10 protein-coding genes and 1 pseudogene are annotated in these 12,816 nt (G+C 72.6%); 2 read left to right on the forward strand and 9 right to left on the reverse strand.

The window, feature by feature from the left end; genetic code table 11:
• Positions 1-28 precede the first annotated feature (28 nt).
• Positions 29-787 (forward strand): annotated as a pseudogene (locus E4N63_RS12045) (prolyl oligopeptidase family serine peptidase); the annotation flags it as partial.
• A gap of 127 nt (positions 788-914) precedes the next feature.
• On the opposite strand, the gene E4N63_RS12050 reads toward E4N63_RS12045, so the two are convergent.
• Positions 915-1,877, reverse strand: a complete 963-nt coding sequence (locus tag E4N63_RS12050; protein WP_125624492.1) for a LysR family transcriptional regulator — start codon at positions 1,875-1,877, stop codon at positions 915-917.
• 120 nt (positions 1,878-1,997) lie between these two features.
• Here E4N63_RS12050 and E4N63_RS12055 point away from each other — a divergent pair, with 120 nt between their 5' ends.
• Positions 1,998-3,362 (forward strand): MFS transporter, encoded by a 1,365-nt coding sequence (locus tag E4N63_RS12055; RefSeq protein ID WP_230240626.1) that lies wholly within the window; start codon positions 1,998-2,000, stop codon positions 3,360-3,362.
• Positions 3,363-3,446: 84 nt separating this feature from the next.
• On the opposite strand, the gene E4N63_RS12060 is transcribed toward E4N63_RS12055, so the two are convergent.
• The 8 genes from E4N63_RS12060 to E4N63_RS12095 all read right to left on the reverse strand — a co-directional run bounded on the left by E4N63_RS12060 (position 3,447) and on the right by E4N63_RS12095 (position 12,689).
• Positions 3,447-4,037 (reverse strand): Uma2 family endonuclease, encoded by a 591-nt coding sequence (locus E4N63_RS12060; protein WP_125624490.1) that lies wholly within the window; start codon positions 4,035-4,037, stop codon positions 3,447-3,449.
• 130 nt (positions 4,038-4,167) lie between these two features.
• Positions 4,168-5,454 (reverse strand): thymidine phosphorylase, encoded by a 1,287-nt coding sequence (locus E4N63_RS12065; protein ID WP_125624500.1) that lies wholly within the window; start codon positions 5,452-5,454, stop codon positions 4,168-4,170.
• Between the two features lie 8 nt (positions 5,455-5,462).
• Positions 5,463-5,951 (reverse strand): cytidine deaminase, encoded by a 489-nt coding sequence (locus tag E4N63_RS12070; RefSeq protein WP_228429919.1) that lies wholly within the window; start codon positions 5,949-5,951, stop codon positions 5,463-5,465.
• Complete coding sequence (locus tag E4N63_RS12075; protein WP_125624489.1) at positions 5,952-7,253, reverse strand: ABC transporter permease; 1,302 nt, start codon at positions 7,251-7,253, stop codon at positions 5,952-5,954.
• Positions 7,250-8,428: an ABC transporter permease gene (locus tag E4N63_RS12080; RefSeq protein WP_230240627.1), complete on the reverse strand. Its 1,179-nt coding sequence runs from the start codon at positions 8,426-8,428 to the stop codon at positions 7,250-7,252. The genes E4N63_RS12075 and E4N63_RS12080 overlap by 4 nt, the downstream gene beginning before the upstream one ends.
• The gene (locus E4N63_RS12085; RefSeq protein ID WP_125624487.1) at positions 8,425-10,152 is read right to left on the reverse strand and encodes an ABC transporter ATP-binding protein; all 1,728 of its coding nucleotides are present in this window, start codon (positions 10,150-10,152) and stop codon (positions 8,425-8,427) included. Before E4N63_RS12085 ends, E4N63_RS12080 begins: the two co-directional genes overlap by 4 nt.
• A gap of 87 nt (positions 10,153-10,239) precedes the next feature.
• A complete protein-coding gene (locus tag E4N63_RS12090; RefSeq protein WP_230240628.1) occupies positions 10,240-11,274 on the reverse strand; it encodes a BMP family protein in 1,035 nt (344 codons plus the stop codon).
• 182 nt (positions 11,275-11,456) lie between these two features.
• Complete coding sequence (locus E4N63_RS12095; RefSeq protein ID WP_125624498.1) at positions 11,457-12,689, reverse strand: amidohydrolase; 1,233 nt, start codon at positions 12,687-12,689, stop codon at positions 11,457-11,459.
• Between the last annotated feature and the right edge of the window lie 127 nt (positions 12,690-12,816).

The raw sequence follows: 12,816 nt of genomic DNA on the forward strand, positions 1-12,816 counted from the left end.
ACACCCCGTCTTCTGCCAAGGTTCTGTCATGGCTCAGCAAGCAGTGCCGGCACGGGGTGCCCGGTTGGGACGGGCGGTGGGGGCGACCGGGCGGAGAACGGCGGTGAGCGGAGCCGTCGTGCTGCTGGCGGACGGCCCGCCGGCGGGCACGGAACGGCAGTCCCCGCTGACGGCGGCGGCCGTGCTGCCGCTCGCCCGCCACCTCGCCCGCGCCGGGCACGACGACGGGCTGGTCGTCCACTCCGTCCGCTACCGCTGCCGGGGCTGGAACGGTTCCGCGGCCCATCCGGCGGAGGACGCCGCGTGGGCCGTCGACGAGGTCGTGCGGCGCTACGGCGACATACCCGTCTGCCTGGCCGGGACGGGCATGGGCGCCCGGGCCGCACTGCTCGCCGCCGGCCGGCCGGGGGTCGGCTGCGTCCTGGCGCTGGCCCCGTGGCTGCCGGCCGAGGGCAAGGACGCGCCCGACCCCGACCCCGTGAAGCAGCTGGCGGGACGCCGGGTGCTGCTGGTGCACGGCACGAACGACGAGCGGACCGACCCCGAGCAGTCCTACCGCTACGCGCAGCGCGTGAAGAAGGCCAACCGCGACGTCTGCCGCTTCGAGGTCCACTCGGACGGGCACCGGCTCCAGCAGCACCGCGCCGAAGTCCGGGCGCTGGCCGCGGACTTCGTGCTGGGGTCGCTCTTCGAGCGCGGGTTCTCCCGCCCGCTGGAGGACGCGCTGGCGGCCCCGCCGCCGCTGGGGCTGCGGATGCCGCTCGCGGCGGGATTCGGGGCTGCGGTGCCCGGGGCCCGGACGGGGCGCCTCCGGCGGGGTGAAGCCGCTCCGGCCGGGTGGGGCCCTCCGCCCGGGGCGGGCCATCCGCGCGAGCCGTCCCCGCCCCGCCCGTGCCCCTGCCCCTGCCCCCGGCTCAGCGGGGCAGCAGACGGCCGCGGCGGGAGAGGAGGAAGCGCTTGAAGGCCGCCACCGGGGGTGTGTCCGGATGGCCGTCCAGCCAGGCCACGCCGATCTCCCGTACCGCGCGCGGCGCCGTGACCGTCAGTTCGGCCACCCCCGGTCGCGGTACCGCCGGTGGCGGCAGCAGCGCCACACCGAGGCCGGCGGCCACCAGCCCCCGCAGGGTCTCCGCCTCCTCCCCCTCGAACGCCACCCGCGGTTTGAAGCCCGCCTCCGCGCACAGCGCGTCGGTGATGAGGCGCAGCCCGTACCCGGGTTCGAGCGTGACGAAGACCTCCTCGGCCGCCTCCGCGAGCCGCACGCGCTTGCGCCCGGCCAGCCGGTGGTGGTCCGGGACGACCAGCCGCAGCCGCTGCTCGTCCAGCCTCCGGGCCACCAGGTCCGGGGCGTCCGGGACCGGCGCCGTGAGGCACAGGTCGAGCTCGCCCGTGCGGAGCCGTTCGAGCATCGCCTCCCCGTAGTTCTGGACGAGCTGGAAGCGGACCCGGGGGTGGTCGGCGCGGAAGGCCCGGATCAGCCCCGGCACGGTCTCCGGGCCGAGTGTGTGAAGGAAGCCGAAGGCGACCTTGCCCGCGGCCGGATCGGCGTCGGCCCGCACGGACTCGGCGGCACGCCCGACCTCGGCGAGGGCCCGTTCGACGGAACGGAGGAAGGTCCGGCCCGCGGGGGTGAGCGACACGGTCCGGCCGTGCCGGGCGAAGAGCGCGACCCCGAGGTCCTGTTCCAGCCGGACCATGGCCCGGCTCAGGGTGGACTGCGGTACGGCCAGCTCCTCCGCCGCCCGCGTGACGTGCTCGTACCGGGCGACGCCCGCGAACTGCGCCAGGCGCGGGGCGAGCAGCGCCGGCCAGGAGCCGGCCTCCAGCCCGGCGGCCGCGGTGTCCGGCGCGGGGCTGCCTCCGGTGGTCACCGGCATGTCTTTTTCGTTCCTGTTCGGTGACACGCGCGCCTCTCAGCTCTCCTCATGCAGCAGTGCATCGTTTTCCCGGAATCCGTGCATTGGACGCATTAAACCGCGCGTGCCTACGGTTCCGGTATGTCTCCCGCCGATACCGGGGCGTCCGCCGTGATCCGCGCGGGCGCCGCCGACCCGACGTCCCCCTCCGCTCCCGGCCCTTCCGCGCCCCGCGCCGCCGCCGGTGCCGGTGCCGGTGCCGACTCCGGTGCCGACGCCACCGGTCTCCACCCCGGCGGCCCCGGTTACCGGCGGCTCAGCCTCGCCCTCTTCGCCGCCGGTGTCGCGACCTTCGCCCTGCTCTACTCCACCCAGGCGCTGCTCCCCGCGATCTCGGCCGATCTGCGGGTCACGCCCGACGCGGCGAGCTGGACCGTCTCCGGCGCCACCCTCGGACTGGCGCTGGCGGTGCTGCCGCTGAGCGCGCTCTCCGAGCGCTTCGGGCGGCGGGCTCTGATGACCGGCTCGCTGACGGCGGCCGCGCTCATCGCGCTGGCGGTCCCCTTCGCCCCGGACCTCGGCACGCTCGTGGCGCTGCGCACGGTCCAGGGTGTGGCGCTCGCCGGGGTGCCCGCCTCCGCGATGGCCTTCCTGGCCGAGGAGGTGCGGGCGAAGGCGCTGGTCGGGGCGGTCGGGCTGTTCGTGGCGGGCAACAGCATCGGCGGCATGTCCGGCCGGATCGTGACCGGCTGGGTCGCCCAGCTGTGGGGCTGGCGGGCGGCCCTGGGCGCGATCGCCCTGCTCGCGGTGGTCTGCACGGCCGTCTTCCGGCTGCTGGTGCCCCGGGCCGCGCACTTCACCCCGGTCAAGGCCGGCCCGCGGGCCCTGCTGCGGACCGTCGGCGGGCACCTCTCGGATCCGCTGCTGCGCCGGCTGTACGCGATCGGCGCGCTCTTCATGACCGTCTTCGGCGCGGTCTACACGGTGATCGGCTACCGGCTGGCCGACGAGCCGTTCGGACTGCCCCAGGGCATCGCCGGTTCGGTCTTCCTCATCTACCTGGTGGGGACGGCGGCGTCCGCCACCGCGGGCCGGCTCGTCGCCCGGCTGGGGCGGCGCGGCGCGCTCTACGCGGCGGTGGTGACGACGGCGGCGGGGCTCCTGGTCAGCCTGGCCGACGCGATCGCGGCGGTCCTCGCCGGGCTGGTGCTCGTCACGGCGGGCTTCTTCGCGGGCCACGCGGTGGCCTCGTCCTCCGTCAGCCGGTCGGCGCGCACGGGCCGGGCGCAGGCGTCGGCGCTGTACCAGGCGGCGTACTACGTGGGCTCCAGCGCGGGCGGCGCGGTGGGCGCCCTGGCGTACCACGCGGCGGGCTGGCCGGGCACGGTGGCTCTCGGGCTGGTGGCGGTGGTCGCGGCGGCGGGCATCACGGTGTACGCCACTCGCAGGGCCCTGGCGGAGCGGCGCTGCCGGGCGGCGCATCCGGCGGTGTACGCGCGGTCCTGACCTCATAAGGAGGTGTCCGGGGCTCTTTCTCCCCGCGCAGAGAGGAGAAAGGCCCCGGCACACAGCTCGGGTCGGTTGACGGTCTCAGGCGACCGGGAACACGCCCGTGTCGATCACGAGATCGAAGGGCGCCGGCACATGGATGCCGTCACCGAACTTGCCCGCCTGGAGGAGCCGGTACACATCACCGACCGGCTCCCCGTAGAGGGTCACGGTCGGCCCACCCGGCGCCCAGGCGTCCACGAGCAGATACAGCGGAACGCCGGCCGAGGCATAGGCTCTCGGCTTGCTGAGCCGGTCGGTGCGTGCGTTGCTCTCCGAGGTGATCTCCACGATCAACCGGGCATGCCCGGCCGGAATCTCGTAGCCGGGTGCGTCGAGCGCCTCCTTTGGGATCACCGCGAGATCCGGGATGAAGAGCCCTTTGCGGCCCGGTACGGAGACACCCTGGGTTTGGTAGATCCCCCACTCCCGGGGAATCACGGTGTACAGCAGGCGCTGGATGTCGTCAGCGATGTTGTTGTGGTCGTTGGCAGGCGGCGGTGACACGGTGATGATCCCCTCGATGATCTCCACCCTGCAGCCCTCGGGGGCGTCCGTCTCCTTCCAGAAGCGGACGAGGTCGTCCCACTCGTAGCCGTTGCCGGACTGGTGGTCGACGGTGAGTGCGCTCACGGCGGTCTCCTCATTCGGTGCGTCACCGGTCCCAGCATGCCGAAAGGGACCGGTGCGGGTCCACCGGTCCCTTTCACCCGTACGGGGCGGGGTGGGGCCCAGCCCCTGTACGGGCGGTCTTGGGGCCGCCTCAGGCGTCCGGGGCGATGCGCTCCAGCACGATCGGCGACGGCTCGTACGGCGTGCCGGGGGGCGCGATCTCCGCGGCGCCGTCGAGGGCCTCCAGGGCGTAGCCGAAGCGCTCCGGGGTGTCGGTGTGCAGGGTCAGCAGCGGCTGCCCCGCGGTGACCTCCGCACCCGGCTTGGCGTGCATCTCGATGCCCGCGGCGGCCTGCACCGGGTCCTCCTTGCGGGCCCGGCCCGCGCCGAGACGCCAGGCGGCCACGCCGACCGCGTAGGCGTCGAGGACGGTGAGCACGCCCGAGGCGGGGGCGGTCACGACGTGCTGCTCGCGGGAGACCGGCAGCGGCGCGTCCGGGTCGCCGCCCTGGGCGGTGATCATGCGGCGCCAGTGGTCCATGGCGGAGCCGTCGGCCAGCGCCTTCGCCGGGTCGGCGTCCGGCAGGCCGGCCGCGTCGAGCATCTCGCGGGCCAGCGCCAGGGTCAGCTCGACCACGTCCGCCGGGCCGCCGCCCGCCAGCACCTCCACCGATTCCCGGACCTCGAGGGCGTTGCCCGCGGTGAGGCCGAGCGGGGTGGCCATGCCGGTGAGCAGGGCGGTGGTCCGCACGCCGTGGTCGGTGCCGAGGCCGACCATGGTGGCGGCCAGTTCGCGGGCGTCGGCGAGGTTCTTCATGAAGGCGCCGGAGCCCACCTTCACGTCCAGCACCAGGGAGCCCGTGCCCTCGGCGATCTTCTTGGACATGATCGAGGCGGCGATCAGCGGTATCGCCTCGACGGTGCCGGTGACGTCGCGCAGGGCGTACAGCTTCTTGTCGGCCGGGGCGAGTCCGTCGCCCGCCGCGCAGATGACGGCGCCGGCGTCCCGCAGCACGGCCATCATCTCGGCGTTGGACAGCGACGCCCGCCAGCCGGGTACCGACTCCAGCTTGTCGAGGGTGCCGCCGGTGTGGCCGAGGCCGCGGCCGGAGAGCTGCGGCACGGCGGCGCCGCAGGCGGCGACCAGCGGCGCCAGCGGCAGGGTGATCTTGTCGCCCACGCCGCCGGTGGAGTGCTTGTCCGCGGTGGGGCTGGACAGCGCGGAGAAGTCCATCCGCTCACCGGAGGCGATCATGGCGGCGGTCCAGCGGGCGGTCTCCGCGCGATCCATGCCGTTGAGCAGGATCGCCATGGCGAGCGCGGACATCTGCTCGTCCGCGACCTCCCCGCGGGTGTAGGCGTCGATGACCCAGTCGATCTGGGCGTCGGTCAGCCGGCCCTTGTCACGCTTGGTCCGGATGACGGAGACGGCGTCCATGGGTTCCATCAGTTCGCTTCTTCTTCCTGGTGATCGCCGTTTCCCGGGCGGCCGGGACCGCCGGAGCCGCCCGGACCGACGGGGCGGCCGTGGCGGCCGAGGTCGTCCGCGCCGAAGGCGTCGGGCAGCACCTCGCTCATCGGGCGGATGCCGGACGGGGTGTCCACGAGCAGGTCCGGGCCGCCGTGCTCCCACAGCAGCTGGCGGCAGCGGCCGCAGGGCATCAGCCGTTCGCCGTCCCGGCCGCAGCAGGTGAAGGCGGTGAGCCGGCCGCCGCCGCCCGCGACGAGGTCCGAGATCAGGCCGCACTCGGCGCAGAGCGCCACCCCGTAGGCGGCGTTCTCCACATTGCAGCCGGTCACGGTGCGGCCGTCGGCCGCGAGGGCGGCGGCACCCACGGGGAAGCCGGAGTAGGGGGCGTAGGCCCGGGACATGACGTCCCGGGCCGCGCCCCGCAGGGCTTCCCAGTCGGTTTCCCGGACGGGGACAGCGGTCACTTACTTGCCCTGGCCCTTCTGGTAGGTACGGCCGATGGCCTTGGGGGGCCGCAGCCGCTGGGCCGCCAGTGCGAGCACCAGCAGCGTGGCGACGTACGGGGTGGCTTCGACGAACTCACGCGGCACCGTCTCGGTGAAGGCGTACCAGAGCACGAGCAGCACTGCGAAGACCGCGCTGATCGCGGCGGTGCGGCGGCTGGTGGCCCGCAGCTTCCACAGGGTGACGGCGACCAGCAGCACCACGGCCAGCAGCAGCAGCGCGTGGACGGTGTCGCCGCCGCCGCGCAGCTGGAGGCTGTCCATGAAGCCGAAGAGGCCCGCGCCCATCGCGACACCGCCCGGCCGCCAGTTGCCGAAGATCATCGTGGCGAGGCCGATGTAGCCGCGCCCGCCGGTCTGGCCGTCGGAGTAGAAGTGCACGCCGATGGCCATGAACGCCCCGCCCAGGCCCGCGAGCCCGCCGGAGACCAGCAGCGCCGCGTACTTGTACGTGTAGACGTTGACGCCGAGCGACTCGGCGGCGGTCGGGTTCTCACCGCAGGAGCGCAGCCGCAGACCGAAGGAGGAGCGCCACAGGACGAAGAAGGTGCCGACGAAGAGACCCGCGGCGACCAGCGTCAGCCAGGAGACGTTCGTGGTCAGGCCGCGGAGGATGCCCGCGGCGTCGGAGAGCAGGAACCAGTCCTTCTTCTCCAGCGTGCCCAGCCCGTCGGAGAGCAGCGGGACGGAGAACGTCGACATGTCGTCCATCGGCGGCGACTGCTTGTCGTTGCCGCCCGCGGCGGCCGCCGCGGAGCCCTCCGCGCCGAACAGCAGCTTGGCGAGGTACTGGGTGACGCCCAGCGCCAGGATGTTGATCGCCACACCGGAGATGATGTGGTCCACGCCGAAGGAGACGGTGGCGATGGCGTGGATCAGTCCGCCGAGGAGACCGCCGATGACACCCGCCAGCGCGGCGGCCCACGGCCCGTACTGGTACCCGGCCCAGCCGGCGCAGAAGGTGCCGAGCATCATCATGCCCTCGAGGCCGATGTTGATGACGCCCGCGCGCTCGGCCCAGAGGCCGCCGAGTCCGGCGAGGCCGATCGGCACGGCGGCGATCAGCGCGCCCCCGTACTGGCCTGAGGAGGTGAGGTCGCCCGCGCCGGTCCAGGCACGCAGGACGGAGAGGAGCAGCAGCACACCGGCGATGATCAGCAGGACCACCGGATACGACAGCCTGCGGCGCTCCCGCTTGCCGTCCTGCTTGCCGTTTCTGCCGCCCAGTCCCTTCGCGACCGCGGCTGTGAGGTTCGTGCTCACGCGGACACCTCCGCCTTCTCGGACTTCCCGTTGTCCCGGGCCTCGGCGGCGAGGCGTTCGCCGACCTTGCGCTGCTGGGTCCGCAGGCCGTAGCGGCGGACGACTTCATAGGCGATGACGACGCAGAGGACGATCACGCCCTGCATCACGCCGACGATCTCCTGGGCGTAGCCCTCGAATTCGAGCCGGCCGCCGGTGCGCTCCAGGAACCCCCAGAGCAGCGCGCCGAGCGCGATGCCCACCGGGTGGTTCCGGCCGAGCAGGGCGATGGCGATGCCGGTGAAACCGATGCCGTTGGGGAAGTCGGTGCCGAAGTTGTACGACTCGCCCAACAGGGTCGGCATGCCGACCAGGCCGGCCACGAGGCCGGAGAGGAGCATGCTGGTGACGACCATGCGGCCGACGCTGACGCCGCCGGCCTGCGCGGCCGATTCGGAGCGTCCCACGGTGCGCAGGTCGAAGCCGAACCGGGTGCGGTTCAGCAGGAACCAGTACAGAATTCCGACGATCACCGCGACGACGATGAAGCCGTTGACCGGGGCCTGCCCGGTCGGGATCTCGAAGAAGTGCGCGGACTCGGGGATCGGTTCGGTGTGGATGATGTTGCCGTCGCGGACCGCGAGCCGGCCGTCCTGGAGGAAGTAGCCGATGATCGCGCCGGCGATGGCGTTCAGCATGATGGTGCTGATGACCTCGCTGACGCCGCGGGTGGTCTTCAGCAGGCCGGCGATACCGGACCAGAGGGCGCCGACCATCATCGCGACGATCATGATCACCGGGATCTGGACGATGCCCGGCAGCGCCAGCGCCCCGCCGACGACGGCGGCGAAGAAGGCGGCGATGCGGTACTGGCCGTCCACACCGATGTTGAAGAGGTTCATCCGGAAGCCGATGGCGACGGCCAGCGCGGACAGGAAGTACGGGATCGCCTTGTTGACGATGACGATCTGGCTGTCGCTCTTGGAGCCGTACTCGACCATGATCGAGAAGGCCCGGAACGGGTTGTCACCGGTCGTCAGGAAGATCAGTGAGGTGATGGCCAGGGCCGCGACGATGGCGAGCAGCGGGGCGGCGACGCCGAGGCCCACCCGGTGCCAGTCGATGGCGGCCCGGGACCGGACCGCCGGGGCTTCGGCCCCTCCGGTCCCCTGCGGGGCGGGGGTGGTGGTGCTCATGCCTCGTCCTCCCCACGGGTCTCGTGCGGTTCGCCGTCGCGGTCGGCGGACGGCTGCAGGGTGCCGCTGGCGGCGCCGGTCATGGCCGAGCCCAACTCCTCGGGGGTGATGGTCGCGGGGTCGGCGTCGGCGACCAGGCGGCCGCGGAACATCACCCGCAGGGTGTCGGAGAGGCCGATCAGCTCGTCGAGGTCGGCCGAGACCAGCAGCACGGCCAGGCCCTCGCGGCGCGCGGCCCGGATCGCGTCCCAGATCTGCGCCTGGGCGCCGACGTCCACGCCCCGGGTGGGGTGCGCGGCGATCAGCAGCTTGGGGTCGTGGCTCATCTCGCGGCCGACGATCAGCTTCTGCTGGTTGCCGCCGGAGAGGCTGGCCGCGGTGACGTCGATGCCGGGCGTGCGGACGTCGTACTCCCGGACGATCCGCTGGGTGTCGGCACGGGCGGCCTTGATGTCGAGCAGGCCGCCCTTGCTGTTGGGGCGTTCGGTCACGTGCCCGAGGATGCGGTTCTCCCAGAGCGGGGCCTCCAGCAGCAGGCCGTGCCGCTGGCGGTCCTCGGGGATGTAGCCGATGCCGCCCTCGCGGCGCTTGCGGGTGGGGGCGTGGGTGACGTCCTCACCGTCCAGCACGACGCTGCCGCCGTCGGGTATCCGCATGCCCATGATCGCCTGGACCAGTTCGGCCTGGCCGTTGCCCTCCACTCCGGCGATGCCCAGGACCTCGCCCCGGTGGATGGCGAAGGAGACGTCGTCGAGCACGGCCCGCACCACGCCGTCGGGGTCGGTGGCCGACAGGCTGAGGGAGTCGACCGTCAGCATCGGCACGTCGGTGACCGTGGACTCGCGCGTCTCCGGCGAGGGGAGTTCACTGCCGACCATCAGTTCGGCGAGCTGCTTCCGCGTCACGTCCGCCGGCTTGACCGAGGCGACGGTGGTGCCGCGCCGGATGACGGTGATGTCGTCGGCGACGGACAGCACCTCGCCCAGCTTGTGGGAGATGAAGATGACGGTCAGGCCCTCGGCCTTGAGCTCGCGGAGGTTGTCGAACAGCGCGTCGACCTCCTGCGGCACGAGGACGGCCGTCGGCTCGTCGAGGATGAGCGTGCGGGCGCCGCGGTAGAGGACCTTGAGGATCTCCACGCGCTGGCGGTCGGCGACCCCGAGGTCCTCGACGAGGACGTCCGGGCGGGCGCCCAGGCCATACGCGTCGGAGATCTCCATGATCCGGGCGCGGGCCCGGCCGGCGATGCCGTGCAGCCTCTCGGCGCCGAGGACGACGTTCTCCAGGACCGTGAGGTTGTCGGCCAGCATGAAGTGCTGGTGCACCATGCCGATGCCGCGGGCGATGGCGTCGCCGGGGCTGTGGAAGGACACCTGCTCGCCGTCGACGGAGATGGTCCCCTCGTCCGGCTTCTGCATGCCGTAGAGGATCTTCATCAGGGTGGACTTGCCGGCGCCGTTCTCGCCGACGAGCGCGTGGACGGTGCCGCGGCGGACGGTGATGTCGACGTCGTGGTTGGCGACGACGCCGGGGAATCGCTTGGTGATGCCGTGCAGTTCGACCGCGGGGGCGCTGTCCGCCCGTGAACTGCTGCTGGACGCTTTGATGGCGCACTCTCCTCGGAGAAGGGAGCGGGACGGGGGCGCCGGCCGGGACCGGCCGGGCGAGGGGGGAGGGACACAAGCGTTCGGGGGGACAGTAGCGAAGCTACCCCGCCCCACCATGCTACGCGCGTAGCATCCCGTCCGTACACGGGCCCGGAGAAGGTCGGACCTTCCCCGGGCCCGGGGGTCCCGCGACGGAAGCCGGTGTCAGCGCTTCGGCTGCTCGTCGACCTTGACCTCGCCGCTGACGATCTTCTCCTTGGCGGCGTCGATCTTCGGCTGGATGTCGTCGATGAAGCCGCCGGAGGTGGCGAGGCTGACGCCGTCCTCCTTCAGGGTGTAGGCGTTGACGCCGGTCAGCGGCTTGCCGTCCTCGACGCTCTTGATGAGGTCGAAGACCGCCACGTCGACGTTCTTGACCACGGAGGTCAGGATCGAGTCCTTGTACTTCGCCAGACCCGGCTGCTGGTACTGGTCGGAGTCGACGCCGATCGCCCAGGTGCCCTCCTTGCCCGCGATGGCCTCGATCGAGCCGGCGCCGGACTGGCCGGCCGCGGTGTAGATCACGTCGATGCCGCGGTCGAGCATGCCCTTGGCCTTCGCCTTGGCGGCGGCCGGGTCGTTGAAGCCCTTGTCGTTGTTCGGGTAGAGGTACTCCGGGAAGACCTCGATGTCCTTCTTGGTGTCCTGCGCGCCCTGGACGAAGCCGGCCTCGAACTTCTGGATGAGCGCGTTGTTCACGCCGCCGATGAAGCCGACCTTGCCGGTCTTGGACTTGAGCGCGGCCGCCACTCCGGCGAGGTAGGAGCCCTCGTGCTCGGAGAAGACCATGCTGTCGACGTTCTTGCCCTCGGACACGGAGTCGACGACGCCGAAGGTGGTGTCCGGGAACTGCTTGGCGACCTTCTCGATCGACTTGCCGTAGTTGAAGCCGACGCCTATGACCGGGTTGTAGCCGGCCTCCGCGAGGGAGGACAGCCGCTGCTCGCGGTCGGCCTCGGTCTCGTTGTTCTTGGCCGTCATCAGCTTGGCGTCGACGCCCAGCTCGTCCTTGGCCTTGTCGACACCGCGGGCCGCCGACTCGTTGAACGAGTGGTCGTCACGGCCGCCCACGTCGAAGGCGAGGCCGACGCCCTTCTCCTTGCCGCCCGACTCCGTCGAGGACTCACCGCAGGCGGCGGTGGTGAACATGAGAGCCGCGGAGGCCATACCCGCGGCAGCGATCTTGGTTACCCGGCGCACGAGGACTTCCCCTTAGGACGAGCGCTGCCGTTGGGCGGCGCTGTGTAGGACGAGCGCCTGGCAACGGCGCTGGCTTTTTCGCATCGTAACGCGCGTAGATGCCGGGAAATCGCCTCTTCCGCAGCCGTTATCGGATCGACGCGAAGTGGTGTCGACCAGTATGTGGACGGCGTGTTGCGTTCTTACGGACGGTGCCCGTCCAGCAGCGCAGCGGCGGTGAACAGCTCGACGCCGATCCGGATCGCGCTCTCGTCGACGTCGAAGTCGCCGCAGTGCAGATCGCGGCGCGAGGTGTCCCCGGGCCGCCGCACGCCCAGCCGGGCCATGGCGCCCGGGACCCGCTCCAGATACCAGGAGAAGTCCTCGCCGCCCAGGCTCTGCTCGGTGTCCTCGACGGCGTCCGCCCCGCGGCGCGCGGTCATCGCGTCGGCCAGCAGTTCGGTGGCGCCGTGCTCGTTGACCACCGGCGGCACCCCGCGGACGTAGTTGATCTCCGACTTGGCCCCGCCGAGGGTGGCGATCTCGTCGATCGCGGCGTGCACCAGGTCGGGCGCCGCCCGCCAGGCCGGCAGGTCCAGGCAGCGGACCGTGCCGGACAGCTCGGCGTGCTGCGGGATGACGTTGCAGGCGTGCCCCGTCTCCAGCCGGCCCCAGGTCACGACGAGCCCGGAGCGGGTGTCGACCCGGCGGGCGAGGAGAGCGGGCACCTCGGTGGCCACCTTCGCGGCGGCCGTCACCAGATCGGTGGTGAGATGCGGACGTGCCGTGTGCCCGCCCGGGCCGTCGAGGGAGACCTCCAGCCGGTCGCAGGCCGAGGTGATCGGACCGGTGCGCAGGCCGATCCGGCCCGCGTCCACCCGGGGGTCGCAGTGCACGGCCAGGATGCGGCCGACCCCGTCCAGGACACCCGCCTCGATGGCGTCGGGTGCGCCGCCGGGCAGCACCTCCTCGGCGGGCTGGAAGATCAGCCGCACCGGGTGCGGCAGCCGGCCCTCGCGGGCCAGCGCGGCGAGGACCAGCCCGGCGCCGAGGACGACCGTGGTGTGCACGTCGTGGCCGCAGGCGTGGGCCCGGTGCGGGATCGTCGAACGGTACGAGACCGTCTTGGTGTCCGGGATCGGCAGCGCGTCGAGGTCCGCGCGCAGCGCCAGGACGGGACGGTCCGTGCGCGGGGCCGGGTCCGTGCCCGTGGCTGTGGCTGTGGCGTCTCCGCCCGGGGCCGGTGCGGAGCCGATGTCGCAGACGAGCCCGGTGCCGGCCGGGAGCACCCTCGGGGCGAGGCCCGCGTGCTCCAGCCTCGCCTTGACCGCGGCCGTGGTGCGGAACTCCTGGTTGCCCAGCTCCGGGTGCATGTGGAGATCCCGGCGGAACGCGACGAGCTCGGCGAAGAGGGCGTCGGGCAGCGTGCCGGGCATCCGGGGGCCGGCGGCGGCGATCCGGGCGGACACGGCCGCCGCGGTGGGTGCCGTTGCGGATCCCCGAGCGTGGGGTTCCGCGGTGTCGTCCGCGGACAGCTCGGCGTCGGGCTCGGGGGACATCACA

Origin of the sequence: Streptomyces sp. MNU89 (assembly GCF_020982505.1) — a bacterium.
Lineage (GTDB): Bacteria > Actinomycetota > Actinomycetes > Streptomycetales > Streptomycetaceae > Streptomyces > Streptomyces xinghaiensis.

What these genes read in the sequence shown, in the direction of transcription:
- E4N63_RS12055 (WP_230240626.1), top strand. Translation starts at nt 1,998, where the DNA reads ATGTCTCCCGCCGATACCGGGGCGTCCGCCGTGATCCGCGCGGGCGCC.
- E4N63_RS12050 (WP_125624492.1), bottom strand. Translation starts at nt 1,877, where the DNA reads ATGCCGGTGACCACCGGAGGCAGCCCCGCGCCGGACACCGCGGCCGCC.
- E4N63_RS12065 (WP_125624500.1), bottom strand. Translation starts at nt 5,454, where the DNA reads ATGGACGCCGTCTCCGTCATCCGGACCAAGCGTGACAAGGGCCGGCTG.
- E4N63_RS12080 (WP_230240627.1), bottom strand. Translation starts at nt 8,428, where the DNA reads ATGAGCACCACCACCCCCGCCCCGCAGGGGACCGGAGGGGCCGAAGCC.
- E4N63_RS12085 (WP_125624487.1), bottom strand. Translation starts at nt 10,152, where the DNA reads ATGGTGGGGCGGGGTAGCTTCGCTACTGTCCCCCCGAACGCTTGTGTC.
- E4N63_RS12095 (WP_125624498.1), bottom strand. Translation starts at nt 12,689, where the DNA reads ATGCCCGGCACGCTGCCCGACGCCCTCTTCGCCGAGCTCGTCGCGTTC.